General features: G+C 70.4%; 27 protein-coding genes and 1 pseudogene. 13 read left to right on the forward strand and 15 right to left on the reverse strand.

Going from position 1 to position 25,160, the window contains the following annotated elements:
- Positions 1-39 precede the first annotated feature (39 nt).
- Positions 40-780 (reverse strand): alpha/beta fold hydrolase, encoded by a 741-nt coding sequence (locus OG223_RS16670; protein WP_329248658.1) that lies wholly within the window; start codon positions 778-780, stop codon positions 40-42.
- 168 nt (positions 781-948) lie between these two features.
- On the opposite strand from OG223_RS16670, the gene OG223_RS16675 reads away from it, so the two are divergent.
- Both OG223_RS16675 and OG223_RS16680 read left to right on the forward strand, forming a co-directional pair.
- Positions 949-1,161, forward strand: a complete 213-nt coding sequence (locus OG223_RS16675) for a hypothetical protein (RefSeq protein ID WP_329248661.1) — start codon at positions 949-951, stop codon at positions 1,159-1,161.
- Positions 1,162-1,195: 34 nt separating this feature from the next.
- Entirely contained in the window at positions 1,196-2,416 is a 1,221-nt protein-coding gene (locus tag OG223_RS16680; protein WP_329248665.1) for a hypothetical protein, read from the forward strand.
- 16 nt (positions 2,417-2,432) lie between these two features.
- Here OG223_RS16680 and OG223_RS16685 read toward each other — a convergent pair whose 3' ends face one another.
- Together OG223_RS16685 and OG223_RS16690 are read right to left on the reverse strand one after the other, a co-directional pair.
- Positions 2,433-3,479, reverse strand: a complete 1,047-nt coding sequence (locus OG223_RS16685) for a glutamate ABC transporter substrate-binding protein (RefSeq protein ID WP_329248668.1) — start codon at positions 3,477-3,479, stop codon at positions 2,433-2,435.
- Positions 3,480-3,560: 81 nt separating this feature from the next.
- Positions 3,561-4,265, reverse strand: a complete 705-nt coding sequence (locus tag OG223_RS16690) for a phosphotransferase (protein WP_329248671.1) — start codon at positions 4,263-4,265, stop codon at positions 3,561-3,563.
- A gap of 364 nt (positions 4,266-4,629) precedes the next feature.
- On the opposite strand from OG223_RS16690, the gene OG223_RS16695 reads away from it, so the two are divergent.
- From OG223_RS16695 to OG223_RS16705, 3 genes and pseudogenes are all read left to right on the forward strand, one after another.
- The gene (locus OG223_RS16695; RefSeq protein ID WP_329248674.1) at positions 4,630-5,046 is read left to right on the forward strand and encodes a transglycosylase SLT domain-containing protein; all 417 of its coding nucleotides are present in this window, start codon (positions 4,630-4,632) and stop codon (positions 5,044-5,046) included.
- Positions 5,047-5,119: 73 nt separating this feature from the next.
- Positions 5,120-5,840 (forward strand): annotated as a pseudogene (locus tag OG223_RS16700) (YoaK family protein).
- Between the two features lie 67 nt (positions 5,841-5,907).
- Entirely contained in the window at positions 5,908-6,492 is a 585-nt protein-coding gene (locus tag OG223_RS16705) for a TerD family protein (protein WP_329248677.1), read from the forward strand.
- A gap of 60 nt (positions 6,493-6,552) precedes the next feature.
- On the opposite strand, the gene OG223_RS16710 is transcribed toward OG223_RS16705, so the two are convergent.
- Complete coding sequence (locus OG223_RS16710) at positions 6,553-7,788, reverse strand: cytochrome P450 (RefSeq protein ID WP_329248680.1); 1,236 nt, start codon at positions 7,786-7,788, stop codon at positions 6,553-6,555.
- Between the two features lie 225 nt (positions 7,789-8,013).
- On the opposite strand from OG223_RS16710, the gene OG223_RS16715 reads away from it, so the two are divergent.
- Entirely contained in the window at positions 8,014-9,183 is a 1,170-nt protein-coding gene (locus OG223_RS16715; protein ID WP_329248682.1) for a steroid 3-ketoacyl-CoA thiolase, read from the forward strand.
- 284 nt (positions 9,184-9,467) lie between these two features.
- On the opposite strand, the gene OG223_RS16720 is transcribed toward OG223_RS16715, so the two are convergent.
- Positions 9,468-9,995: a GNAT family N-acetyltransferase gene (locus tag OG223_RS16720; protein WP_329248685.1), complete on the reverse strand. Its 528-nt coding sequence runs from the start codon at positions 9,993-9,995 to the stop codon at positions 9,468-9,470.
- Positions 9,988-10,890: a LysR family transcriptional regulator gene (locus OG223_RS16725; RefSeq protein WP_329248688.1), complete on the reverse strand. Its 903-nt coding sequence runs from the start codon at positions 10,888-10,890 to the stop codon at positions 9,988-9,990. Before OG223_RS16725 ends, OG223_RS16720 begins: the two co-directional genes overlap by 8 nt.
- A 139-nt stretch (positions 10,891-11,029) precedes the next feature.
- Here OG223_RS16725 and OG223_RS16730 point away from each other — a divergent pair, with 139 nt between their 5' ends.
- On the forward strand, positions 11,030-11,923 hold the full coding sequence (locus OG223_RS16730) for an SDR family oxidoreductase (RefSeq protein WP_329248691.1): 894 nt from the start codon (positions 11,030-11,032) through the stop codon (positions 11,921-11,923).
- Here the strand turns inward: OG223_RS16730 and OG223_RS16735 are convergent.
- Positions 11,907-12,110 (reverse strand): DUF397 domain-containing protein, encoded by a 204-nt coding sequence (locus OG223_RS16735; RefSeq protein WP_329248693.1) that lies wholly within the window; start codon positions 12,108-12,110, stop codon positions 11,907-11,909. The genes OG223_RS16730 and OG223_RS16735 overlap by 17 nt on opposite strands.
- The gene (locus tag OG223_RS16740) at positions 12,067-12,933 is read right to left on the reverse strand and encodes a helix-turn-helix domain-containing protein (RefSeq protein ID WP_329248695.1); all 867 of its coding nucleotides are present in this window, start codon (positions 12,931-12,933) and stop codon (positions 12,067-12,069) included. The genes OG223_RS16735 and OG223_RS16740 overlap by 44 nt, the downstream gene beginning before the upstream one ends.
- A 98-nt stretch (positions 12,934-13,031) precedes the next feature.
- Between OG223_RS16740 and OG223_RS16745 the strand changes: the two genes are divergently transcribed.
- Positions 13,032-13,445 (forward strand): ATP-binding protein, encoded by a 414-nt coding sequence (locus OG223_RS16745; RefSeq protein WP_329248697.1) that lies wholly within the window; start codon positions 13,032-13,034, stop codon positions 13,443-13,445.
- Positions 13,446-13,822: 377 nt separating this feature from the next.
- On the opposite strand, the gene OG223_RS16750 is transcribed toward OG223_RS16745, so the two are convergent.
- Positions 13,823-15,883, reverse strand: coding sequence for a bifunctional glycosyltransferase 87/phosphatase PAP2 family protein (locus OG223_RS16750; RefSeq protein WP_329248700.1), 2,061 nt, complete (start codon positions 15,881-15,883; stop codon positions 13,823-13,825).
- 336 nt (positions 15,884-16,219) lie between these two features.
- Here OG223_RS16750 and OG223_RS16755 point away from each other — a divergent pair, with 336 nt between their 5' ends.
- Together OG223_RS16755 and OG223_RS16760 are read left to right on the forward strand one after the other, a co-directional pair.
- Positions 16,220-17,329 carry a DUF2330 domain-containing protein gene (locus OG223_RS16755; protein WP_329248703.1) on the forward strand — a complete coding sequence of 370 codons (1,110 nt, stop codon included), beginning with the start codon at positions 16,220-16,222 and terminating at the stop codon, positions 17,327-17,329.
- Positions 17,330-17,388: 59 nt separating this feature from the next.
- Positions 17,389-18,078 carry an O-methyltransferase gene (locus OG223_RS16760; protein ID WP_329248706.1) on the forward strand — a complete coding sequence of 230 codons (690 nt, stop codon included), beginning with the start codon at positions 17,389-17,391 and terminating at the stop codon, positions 18,076-18,078.
- A 13-nt stretch (positions 18,079-18,091) separates the two neighbouring features.
- Here the strand turns inward: OG223_RS16760 and OG223_RS16765 are convergent, their stop codons facing one another.
- On the reverse strand, positions 18,092-18,484 hold the full coding sequence (locus tag OG223_RS16765; RefSeq protein WP_329248709.1) for a hypothetical protein: 393 nt from the start codon (positions 18,482-18,484) through the stop codon (positions 18,092-18,094).
- Between the two features lie 83 nt (positions 18,485-18,567).
- On the opposite strand from OG223_RS16765, the gene OG223_RS16770 reads away from it, so the two are divergent.
- Positions 18,568-19,005, forward strand: coding sequence for a J-domain-containing protein (locus tag OG223_RS16770; protein ID WP_329248712.1), 438 nt, complete (start codon positions 18,568-18,570; stop codon positions 19,003-19,005).
- On the opposite strand, the gene OG223_RS16775 is transcribed toward OG223_RS16770, so the two are convergent.
- The 4 genes from OG223_RS16775 to OG223_RS16790 form a co-directional block, all read right to left on the reverse strand.
- The gene (locus OG223_RS16775; protein ID WP_443073716.1) at positions 18,994-19,683 is read right to left on the reverse strand and encodes a hypothetical protein; all 690 of its coding nucleotides are present in this window, start codon (positions 19,681-19,683) and stop codon (positions 18,994-18,996) included. The genes OG223_RS16770 and OG223_RS16775 overlap by 12 nt on opposite strands.
- A gap of 5 nt (positions 19,684-19,688) precedes the next feature.
- On the reverse strand, positions 19,689-20,327 hold the full coding sequence (locus tag OG223_RS16780; protein ID WP_329248715.1) for a hypothetical protein: 639 nt from the start codon (positions 20,325-20,327) through the stop codon (positions 19,689-19,691).
- 91 nt (positions 20,328-20,418) lie between these two features.
- A complete protein-coding gene (locus OG223_RS16785; RefSeq protein WP_329248717.1) occupies positions 20,419-20,820 on the reverse strand; it encodes a nuclear transport factor 2 family protein in 402 nt (133 codons plus the stop codon).
- Between the two features lie 78 nt (positions 20,821-20,898).
- The gene (locus OG223_RS16790) at positions 20,899-21,618 is read right to left on the reverse strand and encodes a helix-turn-helix transcriptional regulator (RefSeq protein ID WP_329248720.1); all 720 of its coding nucleotides are present in this window, start codon (positions 21,616-21,618) and stop codon (positions 20,899-20,901) included.
- Between the two features lie 110 nt (positions 21,619-21,728).
- Here OG223_RS16790 and OG223_RS16795 point away from each other — a divergent pair, with 110 nt between their 5' ends.
- Together OG223_RS16795 and OG223_RS16800 are read left to right on the forward strand one after the other, a co-directional pair.
- Entirely contained in the window at positions 21,729-22,355 is a 627-nt protein-coding gene (locus tag OG223_RS16795) for a dihydrofolate reductase family protein (protein WP_329248723.1), read from the forward strand.
- A 10-nt stretch (positions 22,356-22,365) separates the two neighbouring features.
- Entirely contained in the window at positions 22,366-22,860 is a 495-nt protein-coding gene (locus tag OG223_RS16800; RefSeq protein WP_329248726.1) for a GNAT family N-acetyltransferase, read from the forward strand.
- Positions 22,861-23,017: 157 nt separating this feature from the next.
- Here the strand turns inward: OG223_RS16800 and OG223_RS16805 are convergent, their stop codons facing one another.
- Positions 23,018-25,099 (reverse strand): MDR family MFS transporter, encoded by a 2,082-nt coding sequence (locus OG223_RS16805; protein ID WP_329248731.1) that lies wholly within the window; start codon positions 25,097-25,099, stop codon positions 23,018-23,020.
- Between the last annotated feature and the right edge of the window lie 61 nt (positions 25,100-25,160).

Raw genomic sequence — 25,160 nt, forward strand, 5'->3', positions numbered from 1 at the left:
GCTCGAAAGAGTCGCAGGAGTGCGGGATCCGCTGTTCTTTCAGATCATTTGCGGGCCCAGCTTGAGCAGGAGGTCGGCCAGCTCGCCCGGCACGGTGATCATGCAGTCGTGGCCGGTCTCCAGTTCCCACACCTGTGCCGGGGTGCCGTTGGGCTGGGTCGCGGGGACCGGGCGCCGCTCGTAGCCTTCCCGCTCGCTGACGCCCACGCAGTGGATGTGGGTTCGGGGGACGGCGTGCACGGCGGGGTTGTCCAGTCGGACCGGCTGCTGGAGGCAGAGCACCGGCTCGTCCGTCAGCAGAGTACGCAGCCAGGCGACGTCCGCCGGGTCGGTGACCCCGAACAGGCCGTCGGGCGGCGGCAGTTCGGGCAGCGGCGGAATCCGCCAGTCGGTGCCGGACCGTGCGGCGAGGTCGATCAGCGTCTGGCTCACGGGCATGACGTCGGTCACGCACTCGCCGTCCTCAGGAACCATCGCGTCGAGGTAGACCAGGTGGGCGATCCGGTCCGGGACCCGGTTGGCCGCGGACGAGACGACCATCCCGGCGTAACTGTGTCCCACGAGGACCACCTCGGTGAGCCCCTCCTCGACGATCAGCCCGACGACGTCGTCGACGTACGTGTCGAGGCCGACCTCGCGGCTGAGCAGATGTGCCTTGTCGCCGTGGCCGGTCAGCGACGGCGCGAACACCCGGTGCCCGGCCGCCGTCAGCAGCGGGACCACCCGCTCCCAGCACTCTCCGCTGTGCCAGGAACCGTGCACCAGTAAGTAGGTGGACATGGCTGTCGCTCCTCGTCTCTCGTCGTGGTGGCCGGAGCCGCAGATCGGCACGCCCTCGATCGGCCACCGGTCATGCTGCCCACCCGGGCACCGCCGCAGTCAGGGCCCCGCGATCCTGGGGGCACCAGGACCAGGCGGGCGCGCGACCTCGCGAACTACGGTGAGGAGATGCCGGACGAACCGAACCCGCTGGGCGAGTACGTGCGCGCCCGCCGCGAACTCGTCACCCGCGAGCAGGCCGGCGTGCGAGGCCGCACCCAAGCACATCGACCACCCCCAGCGACCCGGACGCCGACCACCGGCCGTCACCGCGGCACAACCCACGCCGCTCTCCTGGGAGTTGGCGGCACGGACAAGGCGGGCGAAGCGCCGGCCGGTTAGCCTGCCGTACGACACATCGGGGAGCGGGGGTGCGATGACAGCCGACGTGCGTCCGTTCACCGAGGCCGCCGAGGGTACGGGGCCGGCGGAACTGGACTACCGGGGGCCGCAGGGCTGGGCCACGGTGGTCCACCGGGCCCATGTGGGAAGCTTCGCCCTCCTCGGCGGCGACGGCACCGACCTGGTCCGGGAGTTCGAGTCCGAGCCGTGCCGTACGGAGGAGCCGCGCACCTGGGAGTACCGGGTGGGCCTGTCGGGGCCGCAGCGGCTGCGCGTCGAAACGGCCGAGCGGTGGTCGTTCTCCGTCACGCCGCTGGAGCAGGACGAGCCCGAGGACGGGGGAGTCTTCCGCCGCCGGGGGATCGGGAACCAGACGGTCGAGCTCCCCGAGCCGGACCCGCAGGGAGGGGCGATCCTCGAGTTCACCAAGATCGAGAGCGCTCGCCCCGCGCACCTGTTCCTCCGGCTGCACACGGACTTCGGCGACCAGGCCTACTGGCCCGTCGGCAACGACGACCGTGCCAGGTTCCTGTTCGGCCACGACACCCCGGCCATCTGGTCGACGGCCGGGCGCGTCGAGGTCGCCAACGCCGTCGGCTGCGAGTGGCGGCTGCGCGTACTGCCGTTGTCCGCGGCCCGCCCGCTGGAGGGCACCACCACCCGGGGAACCGGTGCGGAGGTCCTCGTCCACACAGGGGTGCCGGCCGCGCTCGCGCTGTGGTCCGTGTCGGACGCGGGAAGCAACCCCACGGTGCAGGTCCACGTGGAGTCACGCGACTACAAGGTGGACTTGTCCACCGCTCACCACCACGTCGCGGCCGGTGCGATCCTCGGACTCGGTCCCGGGCCGACGCTGCTCCAGACCAGGGGTGACGGAGGCTGGGACCTGCGTGTCACCCCGCTCGACAAGGTGCCCACCTTCGACGCGGGAATCACCGGCTCGGGTGGGGAGGTGGTCCGCTACACGGGGCCGCCCGTCACCGCACGGATCCTCACCAGGTCGTGGCACAAGTGGTCCGGCATGGTCTCGGTCCGCACCCTCACCCCCGAACTCGTCTGGCAGGACTGGGCCAACGCCAAGGGCGGCCTGCCGGGCCGGCTTCCGGGAGGGAGACTGAAACTGCTCCCCGGAATGGTGCTGGCGATCGACGGGCCCCATGACGGGTCCGACTGGCGGATCCGTCTCGGGATGGCCCGCGGTCTGGCATGGCGCAGAAACAGCTTCCGCACGAGGCCCGACCTCCCCGACCGCTGACGCGGCTCGTGCGCCGTCAGTCGCGGTAGCGCGGCGCGGGCGGGAAGAAGTCCCCGTAGGGGCCCAACCACCGTTCGTGCAGGGCGCGGAGCGTGCCCGAGGCGCGCAGGTGGGCGAGCACGCCGTTGATGAAGCGGACGAGTTCCGGTGTCGTCTTCGAGACCGCGATCCCGTGCGGCTCGTAGGTGAACCGCGGTCCGGTGATACGGGTGGCGGGGTCCTGGGCGCTCAGTCCGGCGAGGACGTTGTCGGTGGTCGACACGGCGGCTACGTCGCCCTGTTGCAGTTGGAGGAGGCAGTCGGTCCAGTCGGCGACGGCCACCGGCCGCACCGCCGGGCGGGCGCGGCGCAGCTCGGTCAGTGAGGTGGTGCCCTGGGCCGTGCACACCTTCTGTCCGGCGAGATCGGCCAGGCTCTGCACCGGGGAGGTGTCGGTGACGAGGACGCGCTGGCCGGAGTCGAGGTAGTCGCTGCTGAACAGCACCTGTTCCATGCGCTCGCAGGTGATCGTCATGGAGTGGGCGACGAGGTCGACCTCGCCGCGCCGCAGTATCTCGATGCGCTGCGCGGACGGCACGGTCTTGAACTGCACCCGGTCCGGCCGCCCGAACAGGGCCCGGGAGATCTCTCGCACCAGGTCGATGTCGAGCCCGTCCAGCAGTCCGGTGTCGGAGTTGCGATAGCCGAAGAGATACGTGTTCTGGTCCACGCCCACGATCAGCCGGCCGCGTGCGACGATCCGCGCCATCGCCGTACCGCTCGGCATCCTGCCGCCGGGCGTCGGCATGTGGGCCGGCGGTTTCAGCGACCGCAGTGGATCGCATGTGCCGCCGGCCGCCGCCGGCGCGCTCGCGGACGCGGACGCGCTGTCGGCGGGCGCGCTCTCCCCGGCGGGCGAACGGCGGTGCGGTGCGGCCGAGTTCGCACAGGACACCGTCAGCGTCATCGCGGCCAGCGACGCCACGACCACGGCAAGCAGTCGGCCGCGGCGCAACGGGGCCCGGCGGGTCCCCACGGCAGTCGGCAGCCCGCCCTCTTCTCCACGTGCCCGACGTTCCCTCACACTGCCTCGCAGTCCTCGGAACCCAGCCGAGGACGCCGTCCGGCGCCCTGGCCTGCCACACCCTCGTCCGCGGTGACGCGTTCACGTCGACTCGCGGTTCCCCTTGTCGCACGGAACACCATGCCGCGGCGGAAACGCCAGCGTTCGGACCAACTCCTCGGCCGCACCGAGGAGTTCGACCTCGCGCCCGGTCATCGTCGGATTGGCCGCCCGCCTCCGCCGGGCTTCCGCCAGCCCCGCCTCCGTGAGGCCGGCGGGATCGGCGAGGAGCGCGACGAGGACCGCGCGGGCCGGGGCGGCGATCGGCAGGTCGTCCACGGCGACCTGGGCGAGGATGACCGCGGAGAGACCCCAGTCCAGTCCGGGGTCGCCGTCCTCCGCGGTGCCCCAGTCGATGACGCGGGGACCGGCCGGGGTGAGCATCACGTTCTCCGGGTGGAGGTCGAGGTGCAGGACGCGGGTGCCGGGGCGCCGACCGGGGATGGCATGCAACTGCCGCAGCAGCGCGGCGAGTGCGGTCCCCGCCTCGTGCGGGCCGATCGCGCCCGCGGCGAAGGCCTCCAGCATGGTGGGCCCGGCCAGCCGTTCCATCACCAGGTCCGTACGCGAGTCCCCCGGCCGCACCACGGGCACGGGGTAGCCGTGCGCCCGTACGTGTTCCATCACCGCGCACTCGGCCGCCGCGTCCCCCCAGTCCTCCCGGTTGCGGCGCAGCACCCACGCCTCGTCGATCTCGTACACGTCCGCGGTACGGCCGGAGCCGATCAGTTTCCCCCTGGCTGGCATGGCCCAGAATCTAACCCCTGCGTAAGGCGGCGCGCACCGGCCGTCACGCGGGCGGTGAAGCACCCCACATGACGCACATCACCAACTACTTGGATTAGTAGTGTTTAGGCATGACATGTACGCGCCCCAAACACCCTCTGACCTGGGGCTTGAGAGCCACGTCACACAGTTCACCTTTCACCCACATGCGACCACAACTAGTAAAAGGGGTCTTTGCGGACACGGATCGAGAGTGTTTCTCTGGAGCAGTCGCACGGCGCCGACGAGTCCTCACGGGCCTCGGCGCCGACGCATTGCCACCGCCGCGCACCGCGTGACACCGGCAGGCGTACGACGTCTCTGTCCCCGAAGAAACAGGTTCTCCGTGTCCGTCTCCCGCATCGTCGCTCGCATCGCCTCCCCGAAGAAGGCCCTGACCGCCGCCGCTCTGGCCGCCGCCACCACCGGTCTGGTGCTGACCTCGGCTCCCGCTCAGGCCGCGACGACCTCCGCCTCCTCCGCTCAGTCGATCGCGCACAAGATGATCCCGAGCGCGGCGCAGTACAACGCGTTCAGCAAGATCGTCGAGCACGAGAGCGGCTGGAACGTCACCGCCACGAACTCCTCCTCCGGCGCCTACGGCCTGGTCCAGGCCCTCCCGGGCTCGAAGATGGCCTCGGCCGGCTCCGACTGGAAGACCAACGCCGCCACCCAGATCAAGTGGGGCCTGGACTACATGAACTCCCGCTACGGCTCCCCCACCGCGGCCTGGAGCTTCTGGCAGTCCAACGGCTGGTACTGATCACCGGCCCACACACGCACGCACGCGGCGGCGGCCCCCCGGCATTCCGGGGGGCCGCCGCTACATTGCGTTCATGGACCAGAACACACAGCCCACGTCCTACGACCGTGAAGCGCGCGGGGTCCGGCTGGTGGTCGTGCTGCTGGGGCTGACCGTGGTCAGCGGGCTCATCGACGCGGTGAGTTATCTGGGCCTCGGCCATGGCGGGGGTGTGGGGGTGTCCCCCGCATAAGCACAGCACCGCGAACATGACCGGCAACGTGGTCGTCCTCGGCTTCGCCGCCGCCGGGGCGCCCGGCTTCTCGGTGTCGCACACCCTCACCTCCCTCGGCGCCTTCCTGGTGGGCGCGGTGGCAGGCGGCCGGATCGCGGTACGGATGGGCGGCGGCTCCCGCCGGACCTGGGCGCGGGCCACGCTCGGCGCCGAGGCGCTGCTGGTCGGCGCGTGCGCGGTGGTCGCCTTCGCGGCGCCGGGCGCGACCGGCACGACGTCCACCCTGATCGCGGTGACGGCCTTCGCCATGGGCCTGCGCAACGCGACCGTGCGCAAGCTGGGCATCCCCGATCTGACGACCACGGTCCTGACGATGACCCTCACCGGCCTGGCCTCCGACTCCCGCGTCGGCGGCGGCTCGGGACACCGCTCGCCCCGCCGTACGGCCTCGGTGATCGCGATGCTCGTGGGCGCGTTCCTCGGAGCATGGCTGACCATCCACCACGGCCTGGGCATCCCGCTCCTGCTCGCGGCCCTGGTCGCCGGATTGTTCGCCGTGACCGCATCTGGCCGGGAGTAGCCCAAAGGCCGGTCAAGAAGGCAGAATTCGTGCGTCTAAGTCCCACGATCAAGAGGATCGATCACACATGATCACGCTCACGAAGGAAGACGGTCCGGCGGATCTGGACGGAGTGACCCATCTGGAGATCGGGGCGTCCTGGGACCCCACCGTCGGCAGCAGCGGCGGCATCATCGGGAAGCTGCGCCAGAAGGCCGGTACGGACCTCGACCTCATCGCCATCGCGCTGCAGGGATCGGAACCCGTACGGCTCGCGGGGCTCGACTCCCTGGACCCGCTGGGGAACGGCGCGTTGCTGCACAGCGGGGACAACCAGACCGGCAAGGGCGAGGGCGACGACGAGACGGTGACCGTCGACCTCGCCAAGATTCCGGCCGCCATCACGTCGATAGTCTTCATCGCCGCCGCCTACAAGAAGGGCAGTTCCTTCCAGAAGGCACGGAACATCGCCTTCAAGGTCTACGACGCGAGCGGCGGCAGCACCCAGCAGGTCGCCGAGATCTGGCCGAACCTGCTCAGCTCCGACAACGGCTGCGCGGTCGCCAAGGCCGTCCGGGAGAGCGGTAGTTGGAAGCTCCTGGTCATCAACGAGACCGGGAAGATCAAGCAGGGTGACGAGAAGGAGCTCATGAAGTTCGCGGTACGGAAGTAAACCCCGAGGACATGAGCTGAGACGGGCCGGCGGCGCCGGGATGCCGCCGGCCCGAGCTTCTCAACCTGCCGTCACCTGAAGCTCTTTGACCCCGTTGATCCAGGCGGAGCGCAGCCGGCGCGGGTCGCCCGTCAGGGTCAGGTTCGGCATCGCGTCGGCGATCGCGTTGAAGATCAGGTCGATTTCGAGGACCGCCAGGGACTTGCCGAGGCAGTAGTGCGGTCCCCCGCCGCCGAAGCCCAGATGCGGATTCGGATCGCGCATCACGTCGAAGACGTCCGGGTTCTCGAAGACCTCGGGATCGTGATTGGCGGAGGCGTAGAAGATGCCGACCCGGTCGCCCTTGCGAATCAACTTGCCGCCGAGTTCGGTGTCTTGAGTCGCCGTGCGCTGGAAGGCGTTGACCGGGGTCGCCCAGCGGACGATCTCCTCGGCGGCGGTCGACGGACGTTCCCGCTTGTACAGCTCCCACTGCTCGGGGTGGGTGAGGAACGCGTGCATGCCGTGGGTGATGGCGTTGCGGGTCGTCTCGTTGCCGGCGACCGACAGCATCAGCACGAAGAAGCCGAACTCGTCGGAGTTCAGGTTGCCTTCGTCCTCGGCGGCGACCAGCGTGCTGACGATGTCGTGGGCCGGGCACTGCTTGCGCTCGGCGGCCATGCCCATGGCGTAGGCGATGAGTTCGGCGGCGGACTCGGCGCCGACCTGCTCCGTGATGGCGTACTCGGGATCGTCGTACGCGATCATCTTGTTGGACCACTCGAAGATCTTGACGCGGTCGTCCTGCGGGATGCCGATGAGTTCGGCGATGGCCTGGAGGGGCAGTTCGCAGGCGACCTCGGTGACGAAGTCGAAGGGGCCGGAGTGGGCGCGGGCGCCCGCCACGATGGCCTGGGCCCGGTCGCGCAGGCGGTCCTCCAGCGCGCGGATCGCCCGTGGGGTGAAGCCGCGTTGGACGATCTGGCGGACGCGGGTGTGCTCGGGCGGGTCCATGTTGAGCAGGATCAGCCGCTGGGCGTCGATCGAGTCGCGGTTCATGTGCTCGTTGAAGCGGATGATCGCCGTGTTGAGGGTGGAGGAGAAGATCTCCGGGTGGGTGGAGACGTACCGGACGTCGGCGTGCCGGGTGACGGCCCAGTAGCCCTCGTCCTGGAACCCCGCGATGTTGGCGGGCTGCGGGATCCAGCGCACCGGTTCGGCCGCGCGCAGCTCGGCGAACTCCGGTAGGGGCACGCGGTGGTGGAGCAGGTCCGGGTCGGTGAAGTCGAACCCGTCGGGGAGAGCTGGACAGGGCATGGGTACTCCAGCTTGGTTCTGACGGCCCATCAGGAATGTGCCGTGAAGGTAATAACGGGTTCTAGAAGTCGCAAGAGGTACGGCGACCCGAATTCCCTGCACAACCCTTGCGGTTGTGGACGGCCTGTCAGCAGACTGCACACAGAACTAGAACGCGTACTAGTTCTGCGTGGCGGGTGGCCGGGACGCCCGCGCCGCGCGGTGTACGAGGAGAGGACGTGTCCCATGGTCGCGGAACCCGTCATCGTGGAAGCCGTACGCACTCCCATCGGCAAGCGCGGCGGCGCGCTCGCCAACCTCCATCCCGCCTATCTCCTGGGCGAGACCTACCGTGAACTCCTCGGCCGCACCGGCATCCACGCCGACTGCGTCGAGCAGGTCGTCGGCGGCACGGTGACCCACGCCGGCGAACAGTCCATGAACCCCGCGCGCACGGCCTGGCTGGCCATGGGCCTGCCGTACGAGACGGCGGCGACGACCGTCGACTGTCAGTGCGGCTCCTCGCAGCAGGCCTCGCACATGACCGCCAACATGATCGCGGCGGGCGTCATCGACGTCGGGATCAGTTGTGGCGTCGAGGCGATGTCACGCGTGCCGCTGGGCTCGGGGTCCAAGCACGGGCCAGGGAAGCCGTTCCCCGACGAGTGGAACGTGGACCTGCCCAACCAGTTCGAGGCCGCCGAACGCATCGCCCGCAACCGGCAGTTGACCCGCGAGAACGTCGACTCGCTCGGTCTGATCTCCCAGGAGCGGGCGTCGATCGCCTGGTCCGAGGAACGCTTCAAGAAGGAGACGTTCGCCGTTCAGGTGCCGACGACGGAGGACGAACAGCGCGCGGGCCTCGGCATGTGGCGGCTCGTCGACCGCGACGAGGGGCTGCGCGACACGTCGATGGACGCGCTGGCGAGGCTGAAGCCGGTCATGCCCACCGCCGTCCATACGGCGGGCAACTCCTCGCAGATCAGCGACGGAGCCTCGGCGATCATGTGGGCGTCGAAGCGGATGGCGCGGGCGCTCAAGCTGCGCCCCCGGGCTCGGATCGTCGCCCAGGCGCTGGTCGGTTCCGACCCGCACTATCACCTCGACGGGCCGATCGACGCGACGCGTGCCGTGCTCGGCAAGGCGGGCATGACGCTCAAGGACATCGACATCGTCGAGATCAACGAGGCGTTCGCTTCGGTGGTGTTGAGCTGGGCGCAGGTCTTCGGCCAGGACCTGGAGAAGGTCAACGTCAACGGCGGTGCGATCGCCCTCGGCCATCCGGTCGGGGCGACGGGAGCACGGCTGATCACCACCGCGCTGCACGAACTGGAGCGCGCCGACAAGGAGTTCGCGCTGATCACGATGTGCGCGGGCGGGGCGCTGGCGACGGGGACGATCATTCAGCGGCTCTGAACACGGTCTCGGGAGCGGGCGGTTGGCCCTCGCGGGCGGGGGCGGCGCCCTCGCCCGCGGAGGTCAGCGGCCCTCCGGGCAGGGGTCAGGGACCCTCCCGGCGGGAGGCAACAGCCCTCGCGGGCGGAGGTCAGGAGCTCGCCGGGCAGGAGGCAGCAGCCCGCGCGAGCAGGGCGCTGGCGACGGAGACGGGGACGGGGACGATCATTCAGCGGCTCTGAAACACCGGGCTCCGGCCGTCCGCCGCGTGAGCGCTGCGCGGCGGACGGTCTACGTCGGGGTCGTCACCGGGTGCCGACGCACAGGTCCCGGACGTACCAGTCGAGACGTGTTCCGTCCTCGCCGTGCGTGTGCTTGCCGGGGGTGAACCCGGCCCGTTGGGCGACCGCGGCGGACGCGGCGTTGTCCGGGTCCACCCGGATCACCGCCTCCCTGCCGCCCTCGCCTGCCGCGAACCGGGAGGCCAGGAGGACCGCGCGGGTGGCCAGGCCGCGTCCTCTCCAGGACGGGTAGAGGCCGTAGGCGACGTTCACCTGGCCGGGGGCCAGGCCCGCTGCCGTGAACCGGAGGTCGATCGTCCCCGCGAGCGTCTCGTCGGCGCCCACCCGGATGCCGAAGGCGCGGAGCGGCCCGGCGGTCTCCCACTGTTCCTCGCAGTGCCGGATGTACGCCTCCACGCCCTCGCGGGTGCCGGGGCCGCCGCTGAGCCAGCGGACCATCGGCTCGTCCTCCCCCGCGAGGTGCGTCGCCGCGTCGGCCAGGCGCAGCGGGGACAGCGCGACGATCCCGTCGGACAGCCTCACTTCATGCATCCGGCGACTCCAAGGCGCTGTCCGCGGGAGCCAGTTGCTCCTCGGCGCAGGTGCGGAAGGCCGCGAGCAGTCGGCGGTTCTCCTCGCCCGCACGCATGGCCAGGACGACCGGGATGGGGTCCACGCCCTCCAGCGGGACCGTGGTCAGATCGGGCCGCAGGCCCTTCCTGATGGCGCCCACCGGAACGAGCGCGACCGCCTCGCCGGCGGCGATGACTTCGAGTTTGTCCTCCAGGTTCTCGACGAGCGGACCGTCCGGCACCCGCCGTCCGTCCGGGCGGGGATCGACGCGCCAGAACGCGTTGAACTCCTCGTCGGGGAACCGGGGTACGGGCTCGTCCGCGATGTCGTCGAGGGTGACGTACTCCTTGCCGGCCAGCCGATGTCCGACTGGCACCAGCAGCACCCGGGGCTCCTCGAAGAGGACCGTCACGCTCAACCCCTCGGTGGCGAACGGGAATCGACCGATCACCACGTCCACCCGGTGCTCCAGCAGTGCGCCCGGCATCTCGCCCCAGCCGAGAAAGGAGTGGTGCACTTCGGCGTCCGGGTGGCGTGCCCGCAGGGCGCGCACCGCCGGAGTGACGATGAGCCCGGTCATGTACCCGACGACGATCCGGCTCGGCGTCCCGGCCGCCCGCGCCACGGCGGTCGCCTCCGCCGCCGACCTCAACAGCGCCTCGGCCCGGGGCAGGAACGCCGCCCCCGCCTCGGTGAGTTGAGTGCCCTGCGTGGACCGTTCGAAGAGCCGCACCCCCAACTCCCCTTCCAGGCGCCGGACATGGCGACTGAGCGAGGGCTGCGCGAGATGCAGGACGGCTGCCGCCCGGCCGAAGTGCAGCTCCTCGGCGACGACGGTGAAACAGCGCACCAGGCGCAGATCCAGGTCACTCATACCTCGACTGTACGACGGCACGAGCTGCGGTGATACCGGAACTGAATCACGTCTTCCGGAGTCGGTCTTGGACGGGCGGGGCCGGGCGGGCGCAGGCTGGGAGCACACCACTTCCCGACCCACCTGGGGTGATTTCGTCATGCGTGTTTTCGTCACCGGCGCGACCGGATTCGTGGGCGGCGCGGTCGTCCGCGAACTGCTCGACTCGGGACACCAAGTACTGGGCCTGGCCCGCTCCGACGCGTCGGCCGACCGGCTCGCGGCGACCGGGGCGGAGGTGCACCGGGGTTCGCTGGAGGACCTCGACGCCCTCCGCGCCGGTGCGTCGGCCTCCGACGGTGTGATCCACACCGGTTTCATCCACGACTTCTCGAACTACGCGGCGTGCGTCGCGACAGACCTGCGCGCGGTCGAGACCCTGACCGAGACCCTCGCCGGTTCGGGCCGCCCCCTCGTCATCACCTCCGTGATGAGCCACGGCCGCACCGAGGAAGACGTACCCGACCCCACCACCCACCCCGAACTGGTCCGCCTCCCGGCCGAGTTGACGGCTCTCACGGCGGCAGCGCGGGGCGTCCGTTCCTCGGCCGTACGGCTGCCGCAGGTGCACGGCGAGGGCGATCACGCCTTCGTCCCGGGCCTGATCGACATCGCCCGCGCCAAGAACGTCTCGGCCTACCTCGGCGAAGGCACCAACCGCTGGGCCGCCGTCCACCGCGACGACGCCGCCCCCCTGTACCGGCTGGCGTTGGAGAGCGCCCCGGCGGGTTCAGTACTGCACGCCGTCGCCGACGAGGGCGTGCCCGCACGGGAGATCGCCGAACTCATCGGCAAGCGGCTGGGCCTACCGGTGACGAGCCTGCCGGTCGAGGAGGCCGGGGCCCACTTCGGCTGGCTGGGGCACTTCTTCTCGTCCGACCTGCTGGGGACGAGCACGCTCACGCGTAAGCGGTTCGGGTGGACACCGACCAGGATCGGACTACTGGCGGACGTCGACCACGACTACTACTTCAACGTCAACCAGCCGTCGTAGCGGACCAGTTGACGAAGGTGGTGAAGGCGGCGGGGCCGAGGGTGAGGATCGGCCCTGCCGGGGTCTTGGAGTCGCGGATGGCGAGGGTGCAGGGGGTGGTGGTGCAGGAGGTTTCGGCGATCTCTATGCAGTTGCCGCCCTCGTCACCGCTGTAGCTGGACTTGCGCCACTGAGTCCGCGTCGGCATCGCGTTGTTCCCCATAACGTTCCTCCATCACGCGCCGGATCAGCTCCGCCGAGTCTCTGATGGAGAGGGCGGCGGCCTGGAGATGATCGTATCGGAGCGAGCACTTGTTGACGGTGGCCCGGTCGGCGGTTGGATGCCCGCTGCCGCCATAGCCCTCCGTGTACACAATCGGCGGGTCATCCTCGAACCGGTAGAGGTCGAAGGAACCTTGGAGCCCCGCGTGGGCTCCCGCCGAGAACGGCAGGATCTGGATGTTGATCTGAGGATTGTCCTCATGGGCCAACAGGCCGGTGAGTTGTCCCCTCATGGCCTCCGGCCCGCCGATCTCTTGGTACAGCGCGGCCTCGCTGAGGATCGCCCAGAAGACAGGCGGCCCCTTCTTCTCGAAGATGCTCTGGCGGGCCAGCCGCACCGTGGTCCGGTCGTCGAGGTTGCTCTGGTCCATCGCACCGAGTACGGCACGCGCGTAAGCCTCGGTCTGAAGAAGACCGTGGATCATGTGCGTCTCGAAGGAGAGGATCTCGACGGCCCGCGCCTGCAACTCGGCCGCCTGTTGGAACCAAGTGGGGAGTTGGCTACGCAGCACCAGTTGAAGCAGCCGGGACAACAACCCACCCGTACCCAGCGCAGCGTCAACCGCGTCGCTGAACGCCTGTGTCGGTAGCTTCCTCGCCGTCTCGATCTGGCCGATGAGCGAACCGGTGTAGTTGATGATGGCGCCGAGTTCGCGTTGCGTGAGGCCGGCCGCCTCCCGATACCGACGCAACTCGAAGCCGTAATAGTCCAACGGAGACGCCCCTGGATCAAGGGTGTTGATGTGCACGCGAAGCCCCCTGCCTCCCGACCCGACAACCGTCCACCCGTGAACGGGTTGTATTCATGCCGTTGCCGACGGTAGCGGCGAGACGTCAGCCTTGTCGTGTGAACGAACCAATTCCCCCCGCCGTGCTGGCCTTTCCGCACCGCCAGCAGTACGTCATGCACCTCACCGTGGGTGAACACTCCGCCCGGCACATCCGCCGCATCGTCCGCTCCTTCCTCCTGGAGTGGGGCATGCCGGAGCTGTCGGACGCCGTCGAACTGGCCATGACGGAGCTGGTCGCCAATGTCGTACGGCATGTTCCGGACCGGCGCTGCGGACTGCTGTTGCTGCGGCAACCGAAGGGCGTGCGGGTCGAGGTGAGCGACGGCTCGCCACAACTCCCGGACCTGCACGCCGAGTTGGACCCCGATTCGGAGGACGGGCGTGGGCTCGTGATCCTGGACGCGGTGACCGACAAGTGGGGGGTGACGCGGGCGTCGGGGGGCGGGAAGATCGTGTGGTTCGAGTGCTGACGCCACACACCTCCACAAGCCGGGGCCATCCCTAACCACCAACAGCCCATAACAGTGGTTAGATTTACCCCCAGCTTCCAGCCCCCCCTCGGGGTTGGCCGCTGAGCCGAGGCGGCGTGCTGGCGAGGCGCGAGCGCGCCTCCTCACCCCGGCCCGCGACGCAGCCCACCCGACGGGCTCCCCACCTGGGCCCCCGTTCCTCAGGGCCGCTCGCTCGCTTCTCAAACGGGCTGGAGCGGCCCTAGTCAAGGGTGACCCGCAGGGTCATCGCCGCAGGCGACGCGACCGCAGGGAGCGCCCTTTACTCGGGCCGCGGAAGCCCGACACTGCCAAAGAAGCGAGCGGCCCCACGGCCACTTCTGGTTCCCCGCGCCCCCTTAGAGGCGCTGCACATCCCCGGCACTCACCGGCTCAGCGTTGACCTCAAGGGGTTTCGGCCGCAGCGACCGCGCCCGCGGCCCCTGGAACACGTACGCCAGACCGAAGCCCGCCGCGACGACCGCCGCGCCCCCGGCCGCGTCCAGCACCCAGTGATTGCCGGTCGCGACGATCGCCGAGACGGTGAAGAAGGGGTGCAACAGGCCCAGCGCCTTCATCCACCACTTGGGGGCGAGGGCGAAGATGACGACACCGCACCACAGGGACCAGCCGAAGTGCAGCGAGGGCATCGCCGCGTACTGGTTGGTGAGCGCGGTGAGGGTGCCGTAGTCCGGCTTGGAGAAGTCCTGGACGCCATGGACCGTGTCGATGATGCCGAGCCCGGGCAGCAGACGCGGCGGGGCCAGCGGATAGAGCCAGAAGCCGACCAGGGCGAGGAGCGTGGCGAAGCCGAGGGCCGAACGGGCCCACCGGTAGTCGACCGGCCGACGCCAGTACAGGACAGCCATCACCGTCAGCGGCACCACGAAGTGGAAGGACTCGTAGTAGAAGTTGAAGAAGTCCTTGAGGAACTCGACCTTCACGACCCAGTGGTTGATCGCGTGCTCGATGTCGATGTGCAGGAAGCGCTCGATGGAGAGGATCTCGTGGCCGTGGTGTTCCGCCGTGGCCCGGCCGCCCGCGTTGGTGCCGCCGGTCGCCGCGAGGCGGACCTGCTGGTAGGCGGCGTAGGTGACGCGGATCAGGAGGAGTTCGAGGAGGAGATTCGGGCGGGTCAGGACGCGGCGCAACTGCGGGATCAGCGGGACGTGCTTCCAGCGCGTGGGGACCGGCTCGGCGTACTCGGTGGGGATCGGCCGCCGGTAGTACTCCGACGTGCGGGACAGGAACGGCACGACAGTCGCGGCGGCGAGCGCCATGAGCAGGACGACGTTGTCACGCAGCGGATAGACGGCCGCCATGTTCGGCAGCATCATCTTCGCGGGCAGCGTGACGACGAGGACCACCGCGACCGGCCACACATAGCGGTCCGAGGCCCGCTTGCCGACCCGGCCGACCACCGCGAGCAGCACCCACAGCAACTGGTGCTGCCAGGTCGTCGGCGACACGGCGATCGCCGCGCAGCCGGTGACCGCGACCGCGAGCAGCAACTGCCCGTCGCGCGCGTACCGCACGGCCCGGCGCAGGCCGAGGTAGGTGACGGCCGCGCCGAGCGCCAGGAAGACGCCGATCTCCAGCGGGCCGGTGAGGCCCAGCCGCAGCAGCGCGCCGTGCAGGGACTGGTTGCCCAGGCCGTCGGCCGCGCCGCCGAGGCCGGCGCCGGCCATGTGGTGCACCCAGTAGGTGTACGAGTCGTGCGGCATCGCCGCCCACGCGATCGCCACGCTCGCGGCGAACGTCAGCGCGGAGGTAACGGCGGCCCGGCGGCGGCCGGTGAACCACAGCAGCGGCGCGAACAGCAGCACGGTCGGCTGGAGCGCGGCGGCGAGCCCGATCAGCACACCGCCGGCGCGCTCGCCGCGCACCGTGAAGCAGCCGAGCAGCACGAGCAGGACCGGGATGATGCTGGTCTGGCCGAGCCAGAGCGTGTTGCGCACCGGCAGCGACAGCATGAGCAGGCTGATCGCGACGGGCGCGGCGAGCAGCGAGGCCCGGCGGGTCACGGGCTGCGGCAGCGCGCGGGAGACGACCAGGCCGAGCGCGACGACCAGCAGCAGCGTGCCGAAGGTCCAGCCCCAGCCGAGGGCCTGTTCGGCCGCCCGGGTGAGCGGCTTGAGGACGAGCCCGCCGAAGGGGGTGCCGGTGAACCGCGTCGAGTCGTACAGCGAGCCCTTCACATGCAGCACGCCGTTCGTCCCGACCCAGGTCTCCAGGTCCGTCAGCCGCTCCCCCTGCGGGGTGCCGAGGACCACGGCCACCTGCCGTACGGCGAGGACCGCGGCGACCAGCCACAGGCCCAGGCGCGCCACGCGCAGCCGTGTCCTGGCCGCCTGGGCGGCACTCGACCCGAAAGCTCCCGCGGCTCCCGCCGGTCGCCCGCTGTGCTCCACGTTCGCCACGCCTCGTAGGCCTCCCGCCCCGCTCGTCCCACGCGTCACACGCGCGGCTGTTCCCTCTGGGAACCCTATGAGGTTCGCACCCCCTGCGGGAGAGACGCAGGCAACCCCCCCTTCACCTGACGTCCGCCCTCCTTTTGTCCGGATGACGATAGTCGGCCCCGGGTTGCCTGGGCACAGCAAATAACCGTGCGCTTCCGACCGGGCACGATGGCCCGATAGCTTGTGCGCATGATCGGTTTACTGATCGTTTCGCCGCGGAGGCCACTGCGAAGGTCACTCCGGAGGTCACCGCCGAAATCCTTGCCGGAGTCTTTGCCGGGGCGGGCCCGCGCGCGCGTGACGGCCGTCGTCCTGGCGCTCCTCGCCCTGCAGCTCGGATCGCTGGTGTCACCGGCCTGGGCGTGCGGCTGCGGCGCTCTGGTGCCGAGCGCGGCACAGCGGATCGCGGTGGGACGCGAGGCGTCCGTGGTGCGCTGGGACGGGCGTCAGGAGCAGATCGTGATGCGGCTCACCGTCTCCGGGAACACCCGGCAGGCCGCGTGGATCATGCCGGTCCCGCACCGGGCGACGGCCACGCTCGCCGACCCCGCGCTCTTCGACACGCTGAACGCGATCACCGCGCCCGTGCACCGGGACCGCTATCACTTCTGGCCCCAGGACGGCGACTGGCCGCTCGTCTCCGGCGACACGGGCGGCGGCCCGCCGCCCGGCGCCCTGCCGCCGCCCGGAGTGGGCGTGGTCGGCCGTGAGCGGCTCGGCCCCTTCGACGTGGCCCGGCTGACGGCCACCGACCCGGACGCGCTGGGCGACTGGCTGAACACCAACGGCTTCGTGCTGCCGTCCCGCCTCGGCCAGGCCCTTCGGCCGTACGTCGACCAGCGCTGGGAGTACGTGGCGATCCGCCTCGCCCCCGCGACCGCCGGCACCACCCTGACCGGCGCCCTCGACCCGCTCCACCTCACCTTCGCCGCCGAGTCCCCCGTCTATCCGATGCGCCTGTCCCGCCTGGCGGGAGACCCGCAGTCGCTGGGCCTGTACATCCTGGCCGCCCACCGCATGGAGCCCAGCGGCACGATCGGCGGCTCGCGGCCGCTGGTCGCCTACGCCGGACGGATCACCGCGACCTCGGGCCCGCTGGCCGCCCTCGCCAAGGGCACCCCGTTCCTGACCGCCGTGAACCAGGAGTTCCCCGACCCCTCCCGCATCACCGGCGACCACCTGCTGCGCCGCACGGCCACGGACGCCCCGTTCCAGCAGGTGATCTACGACGACCGTCTGCGCGAGGTGGCCGGCGTCCCGGCCTGGTTGCTGACGATCGTCGGCGGCCTGGCCGCACTCGTCACGACCGCCGTCCTGCTGGCCGTACGGCGGGCCCGGCGGCCGGTGCTCCCGCCGCCCCCGGTGATTCCGCCGCCGCCGACGCACAGGCCGGATCGTTCCGGGTAGGAAGTGATCGTCAGCGCGGGCAGTGGTTGCCGGCGGACACACGAAAGGCACACAGGCACATGAGCGAGTCACGCGAGTCACAGGTGTGGGACGACGTCGACGACTACTTCATCAGCCATCTCGCCCCCGACGACGAGGTGCTCCAGGCGGCCCTGCGCGACAGCGAGGCGGCCGGACTCCCGGAGATCGCGGTGTCCGCCGCCGAGGGCAAGCTGCTCCATCTCCTGGCCCTGACCCAGGGCGCCGCCCGCATCCTGGAGATCGGCACGCTCGGCGGCTACAGCACGATCTGGCTGGCCCGCGCGCTGCCCGCCGACGGCCGCCTCGTCACCCTGGAGTACAGCCCCCGGCACGCCGAGGTCGCGACCCGCAACATCGCCCGCGCGGGCCTCGACAAGATCGTCGAGGTGCGGGTGGGCGCGGCCCTGGAGTCACTGGCCGAACTGGCCGACGAGACCGCCGAGAACCCGGCCCCCTTCGACCTGGTCTTCGTCGACGCCGACAAGGCCAACAACCCGTACTACGTGGAGTGGGCCCTCAAGCTCACCCGCCCCGGCAGCCTGATCATCATCGACAACGTGGTCCGCGGCGGCCGGGTCGCCGACCCGGACAACACCTCGCCGGACGTCCGAGGCACGCGTACGGCGATCGAGTTGATCGGTTCGCACGCGCGCCTGTCCGGGACGGCGATCCAGACGGTGGGCAGGAAGGGCTACGACGGCTTCGCGCTGGCGCGGGTGCTCGGCTGAGCCGGCCGGTGCCTCAACTCTCGTGATAGAAGCCGACGTTGACGCTGCGCGGCCCGGTGCGGTCCTGGATGACGATCTCGCCGCTGCCGCCCCGGGGCAACGGCACACTGCCTCCGTAGGCGACGGTCTGGGCGTACTCGCCGACGATCAGGCGTACTTCGGAGGACGGGTCGGGCTGGGAGCCGCGCAGCCAGCTCACCTGCCAGATGCCCTCGGGCCCGCACAGGAACTCCAGATGGACCCGCGAGATGAACAGCCAGTCGTCCGGTGTCACCAGCCTGCACACCGACTCGTCCCGGCCCACTCGCAGCACCGCGCCCGGGTCACTGGGCGACTCGGCCATCAGCATCCCGGCGGTCGCGCCCGCGTCCGTCCCGGAGACCGTGGCCATGGTGAGTTCGAGCACGTGCGCTCCCCTATGAAGTGTCCTTACAGCAGCGGCCGCATGATAAATCGCCCGGCGCCACCGCGTCCGGCACAATTGAAGTCATGACCGAGCGAAAGCCACCGGGTGTGTCCTTCGAGTCCTGGGTCGACAAGCAGATCCGCGACGCCGAGCAGGCCGGAGAATTCTCCCAACTCCCGGGCGCGGGGAAGCCGTTGCCGTCCGGCTCCGACACGACGTACGACGAACTGTGGTGGATCAAGCAGAAGATGGCCCGCGAGGGCATCTCCGTGCTGCCGCCGACGCTCGCGCTGCGCAAGGAGGCCGAGGACGCCCTGGCTGCGGCGTACTCGGCCCCTTCGGAGCGGATCGCGCGGCAGATCATCACCGAAGTCAACGTGAAGATCCGCGACATGATGTTCAAGCCGCCGCCCGGCCCCCCGCTGGGAATGAAGCCGTACGACGTGGAAGAGGTCGTACGGGAGTGGCGGGAGCGCCGGGCGGTCGGCGGGGCTGACGGCCCCGGTGGGTCACAGGTGTAGCAGCCGCTCCGTCAGTTCGCGGTAGTCCCGCAGGGCCAGGCGGAGCTTCTCGGTGTCGTCGGAGCCCTTGGTCTCCCAGGAGCCGTGCAGGGTGGCGCGGCGCTTGGTGACGGCCTCCGTGAAGCGGGCGGCGACCTCTTCCAGCACGTGGTCGGCCTCCTCGACGGCGGACCGGGGCTCGTCGACGAACCCGGTGACCGCGTGCTGCAGCCGCAGGCTGAACTTGTCGCTCTCGTCGTGCGGCATGAGGCTGCCGTTCTCGACGCCCTGCGGGACGTGCCGACCGTTGTCGGCAGCGGCGCCGGAGCCGATGCCGGGGGCGGGCTCGGGGGCGTGCACGGGGCGTGCGGAGGGCTCGGCGCGGTCTGCTGTGCGGTCGGTACCGGCCGTGGACTCGCGCGGGGAGCTCGTCGTCGTGTCGCTCGCACGCGGGGTCGGGATCGCGGCGCCGGTTTCACGGGACGAGGGCGACGGGAACGGCGTAGGTGCCGTAGCGGCCCTGTCGGCGGTCTTGCCGTCAGTGGTGATGCCGCCGTCGGTCCTGCCGTCCGCGGTCTTGTCGGTCATCCCCCTGCGGTCGGCGCGCTCCGCGTTCTTGTTGTCGTCCGTCCGGTCGTCCGTCTTGCCGCTCGTGTTGCCGCTCGTGTTGCCGTCGGTCGGCCGTATCGCGTCGGACATATAGCTCAACTCCCCTTCAGTGCCTGCTTGTTGAATGCGCCGATCGAGTGGCGGCCGCCGCGCCCGTGACTGTCGCCGTTACGGATGCCGTCGCTCACCAGGTCGTCGAAGAGGGCGCGGGCTTCGAGCATGGCCTCGCGCATCTCCTCGGTGCCGGCCTGGCTCTCCGGTGTGCCGTTCGAGCGGGCGGTGACGACGCGGTGCACGCGCCGGTAGCCGTGGACGTGGGCCGCGTGGTGCACGGACAACGCGTCGAACTGCTTCTCGTACTCGGCGACATCGGGGAAGCCCCGGGCGCCGGCGACCTCGCCGAGCAGGTGGTCGACGTCGGTGAGGGCCTCGCGGGGCGAGTCGACGAAGAGCTCCTGCGCGGCGGCCCAACGGGCCTGGAACCGCTCGCGGGCCGCGGGCTCCAGCGGCTGCTCCTGCAGCGAACCGTGCTCCTGGACGCGCTCGCCGAGCTCACGCTCGGCGGCCTTCGCGTCGCCGTCGTGCCGGGCCACGGTCCGGTCGTACTCCGGCCCGAAGCGGCGCTTCAGGCCCGAGCCGCCGGTCGCGCCTCGGGCACGCAGCGCCAGGGCGGCCGCGGCAGCGACCACGCCGACCACGATCACGATCAAAACGATGATCACGCCTGTGGACATGAGTGCCTTCCGGGTTCTTGGCCAACCGGCTCTCGTAGTCGGTCGGTTCCCCTACCGGGTTGCCCGGAAGACACCCTTCAAACGGCCGCCGTCACGCAGCGAAGCGGCGCAGCCCGGTAACGGACCACACGGTCGCGATACGGCCGTCCACGACCTCGAGGAGATCGATGCCGCTCTTCTGGGAGCCGTCCGCCCGCGTGACGTACCAGCAGGAGGCGACCCGGCTCCGGCCCGCGTCGACGACCGGGACGCCCTCGACGGCGTACCGGCGTCCGGGACTCTCGGCACGGTGGCGGGCGATGAGATCGACGATGCCCGAGGGGCCGCGGAGCGCGTCGGTGTCCGGCGCCCCCTCGGGGTTGCTGCCGAAGCGGATACGGAAGTCGGGGGCGAGGAAGCTCTCCGGGTCACTGAAGTCGCCGTTCCACAGGGCGGTCCAGCGTTCGAAGAGTTCGACGGATGTGTCTGTGTCTGTGTCTGTGTCTGTGGTCATGCGGCCCAGCCTGGTCGCCGTCGGCGACACCCCCCTGTCGGTGATTGCCGTCACACCCGGCCCCCTCCCGCGAGATCCTCACGCCCCCAACTCGGCGAGCGGCACCAAGTCCGAGCCCAGCGTGTCCAGTTCGGACAGGTCGACGGCCCGCGTCGGAACCCTCTCGTCGAGTGCCTCGACCGCCCGGATCCGGTCCAGCCGAAACCCGCGCGGCGCTTCACGCAGCCGACACCAGCCCGCCAGATACCAGTGCTCGTCACCCCCGAGGAAGGCGACCGGTTCCACCTCACGGCTGGTGCGGGCCCCCTCCGCGTCGGTGTACTCCAGCCGCAGCACCCGCCCGGCCGTCAACGCCTCACGCAACGCCGCCGGTACGACGGGCTCGGCGGACCGCGCCGTCCCGACCGCCGGTACGAGCATCTGCACCCGCCCGGCCATCTCGGCGGCGGCCGCCCGCTCCCGCTCCGGCATCACCGCGAGCACCTTGTGCAGCGCACTGCGCGCGTCGGCCGCGAACGGCGTTCCCGCGAGCGTGTGCAACCCGACCGCCATGGCCGTCGCCTCGGCCGGCGTGATGGTCAGCGGCGGCAGTGTCCGGCGCCGGTCCAGGACGTAACCGCCGCTGCGCCCCGGCTCGGCGTACACCGGCACCCCCGACTGCTGAAGCGCCGCGAGGTCCCGCTCGACGGTACGGACGCTGACCTCGAAGCGGGCGGCGAGCGTACGGGCGCTGCGCGGCCGGGGTGCGGCGGCGCGCAACTCCTCCACCAGGGCGTACAGCCGGTCGGTGCGGTTCATGACGACCAGTCTCCGGAATTCATGGGACCGGCGTGTCGATTCGGCCGCGACCCGTTCGACACAGATGCAAGGAGTCACCGAACGGAAGTCATGTGGAGGTGGAGGCTGTCATGGGTGAGGTCATCGCACGGCTGGCCATGTCGCTGGACGGGTACATCGCGGGCCCTGAGTCGGGGCGGGAGCATCCTCTCGGGATCGGCGGGGAGCGGTTGCACTCGTGGGTGTTCGGGCTGCGGACCTTCCGCCGCATGCAGGGGATGGAGGGCGGGGCGGGCGGCCCGGACGACGAACTGCTCGCCGAGTGGACCGAACGGCCGGGCGCGGTGGTCATGGGCCACGGCATGTTCATCACCGGCGAGATCCCGTGGGGCGACGAACCGCCGTTCCACGCCCCCGTGTTCGTCGTCACCCACCACCCGCGCGAGCCGGTGGTGAAGAAGGGCGGCACGACCTACCACTTCGTCACCGAAGGCCCGCAACGCGCACTGGAGTCGGCCCGCGAAGCCGCCGCCGACAAGGACGTGTCGCTGGCCGGCGGCGCCGACCTGGTCCAGCAGTTCATCCGCGCCGGATGGCTCGACGAACTGCTCCTGCACATCGTGCCCGTGCTCGCGTGCGGCGGGCGACGGCTCTTCGACGACCTGGGCGACCAGCACATCGAGTGGCGGAAGACGCAGGTGCTGGACTCCCCCGAGGTCACCCATATTCGGTTGCGCCGCCTCCCCACCCCCTCCTGACAATGCCCGCATGACCTGGACGATCACCCCGGAACCCTTCGACTCCCCCGTCGCCGCCGCACTATGGCGGGCGTACTACACCGAGGTCAGCGACCGCTGGTACCTGCTCCACGAGAGCCGGCGAACAGACCCGGAGGAGCTGGAGCGGGAGATCGCCGCCCGCACCGGCTCCGAACTCGCCTTGCCCGACGGCCAGTTGCTGGTCGCGTGGCACGAGGACACGGCAGCCGGTTCGGCGGGCGTACGCCTCCTCGACCCGACAACCGCCGAACTCACCAGGGTCTTCGTCCACGAGGGAATGCGCGGCCGGGGTGGCGCTCCGAGGCTGGTACGGGCCGCCGAGGAGGCAGCCCGCGAGCTGGGAGCCAAGGTGATGATCCTGGACACCCGACACGACCTGGTGGAGGCCCGCACCCTCTACACCCACCTCGGCTACGAGGAGACCGAGCGCCACAACAACGACCCGTACGCAGAACACTGGTTCCGCAAAAGCCTGATCAACTGACGGTGAGGACCCACCAAGTTGGTCTGTCCCCACGCGCCGACCGAACCAAAGAAGGTGCGCGCGGGCAACTGGCCAACACCGGCCCAGCTACGCGGCACCCTCCCAACACCGGCCCACCCACGCAGCGCCTTCCAGTACCGGGGGTCCCTCGAAACCCTCAACCAACCCCGCTCACCGCCCCGTTGTGCGGCTGCTCCCGATCAGACCCGCACAGCTCCCCGTTGAGCTCCTTCACCAGTTGGATCAGATCCGTGGGCCGGTCCGACCCCCACCAGTCCCCCAGCGTCTCCGCGAGGGACTCCTCACGGGCCTGTGCCAGCCGTTCGGCCATCTCCCGGCCCTGGTCGGTCAGTCGGAGGTCGAGGCCCTCGCGTACGGCGAGCCGGCGGCCCTCGACCTGACGGACCGCGGCGAGGATGACGGGCAGTGGCACGGAGCTGCGTTCGGCGAGCACACCCGGTTCCGCCCAGCCGTCCCGCTTCATGCGCAGGAGGAGCCAACTCGCCGCCGGCTGAAGGTCGTAGCCCGCTTTCGCGGTGATGGTCTTGTAGATCTCGCGGCGGCCCTCCCGCGTGCCGAGCACGGACAGCGCGCGGCACACCTCGTCGTAGGAGGAGCGTTGGACGGGGTTGCTGGCGAGGGTCTCGGTGACGTCGGGTGCGGTGACCGAGCCGCGCAGCTTGTCCTCCTTGAGGAACCACGCTAGGACGAAGCCGACGAGGGCGACGGGAGCGGCGTACAAGAACACATCAGTGATCGAGGACGCATACGCGTGCAGGGCCTCCGGCCGTACCCCGGACGGGAGTTGGGAGATGCCGCGCGGGTCGGACTCGAGACCGTCCGGTGTGACGCCCGGCGGCAGCGAGGTACCCCGAAGAGCGTCCGTGAGCTTGTCGCCCAGGCGGCTCGCGAAGATCGTGCCGAAGATGGCGACGCCGAACGACGCGCCGATGGACCGGAAGAAGGTCGCGCCGGAGGTGGCGACGCCGAGGTCCTGGTAGGAGACGGCGTTCTGCACGATGAGCACCAACACCTGCATGACCAGGCCGAGTCCGAGCCCGAAGACGAAGAAGTAGGCGCTCATCTCGCCGGTGGAACTGTTCTCGTCGAGCTGGTGGAGCAGCAGCAGGCCGAGCGCGGTGACGCCGGTGCCGGCGATGGGGAACACCTTCCAGCGGCCGGTGCGGCTGACGATCTGGCCGGAGGTGGTGGACGAGATCAGCATGCCGAACACCATCGGCAGCATGTGGACGCCGGACATGGTCGGCGAGATGCCCTGGACGACCTGGAGGAAGGTCGGCAGATAGGTCATCGCGCCGAACATCGCGAAGCCGACGATGAAGCTGATGACGGCGGCGAGCGTGAAGGTGCGGACGCGGAACAGCTTGAGCGGGAGGACGGGTTCGGCGGCCCGACGCTCCACGGCCACGAACGCCCCGATCAGCACCACGCCGAGCACCGCGAGCCCGATGATCTGCGGGGATCCCCAACCCCAGGTCGTCCCGCCCAGCGAGGCGACAAGCACCAGGCAGGTCGCGACCGCGGCGATGAGGAAGGTGCCGAGGTAGTCGATGACGTGGTGGGTGGACTTGCGCGGGATGTGCAGGGCGGTGGCGATGACGGCGAGGGCGACGACGCCGACGGGGAGGTTGATGTAGAAGACCCAGCGCCAGCTCAGGTGCTCGGTGAAGAGCCCGCCGAGGAGCGGTCCGAGAACACTGGTCGCGCCGAACACGGCACCGAACAGCCCCTGATAGCGCCCGCGTTCACGCGGCGATACGACATCACCCACGATCGCCATCGACAGCACGATCAACCCGCCGCCGCCGAGTCCCTGGAGGGCCCGGAAGCCGATCAACTGGGGCATGTTCTGCGCCGCGCCGCACAACGCCGACCCGACGAGAAAGATCACGATCGCGATCTGGAACAGCCGCTTCCGCCCGTACTGGTCGCCGAGTTTGCCCCACAGCGGGGTCGCGGCGGTGGAGGCCAGCAGATACGCGGTGACGACCCACGACAGGTGTTCCAGTCCGCCGAGATCGCTGACGATCGTCGGCAGCGCGGTCGACACGATGGTCTGGTCGAGGGCGGCGAGCAGCAGCCCGAGGAGCAGCGCCCCGATGGAGACGAGGACGTTGCCGGACACGTGTTCCTGGGCGGCGCTGCCCCGCCGCGGGGGTTCCTCCGGTGGCTGCGCGTCGTGCACATTCCCTGTCATACCGTGCGCATCGCCGGCCATGAAGACCTCCCGAGGCTCTCGTTACACATCCATGGTGATCGGTGTGCCCCGGTACGGCCTG

This window comes from Streptomyces sp. NBC_01478, assembly GCF_036227225.1.
Taxonomy (GTDB): Bacteria; Actinomycetota; Actinomycetes; order Streptomycetales; family Streptomycetaceae; genus Streptomyces.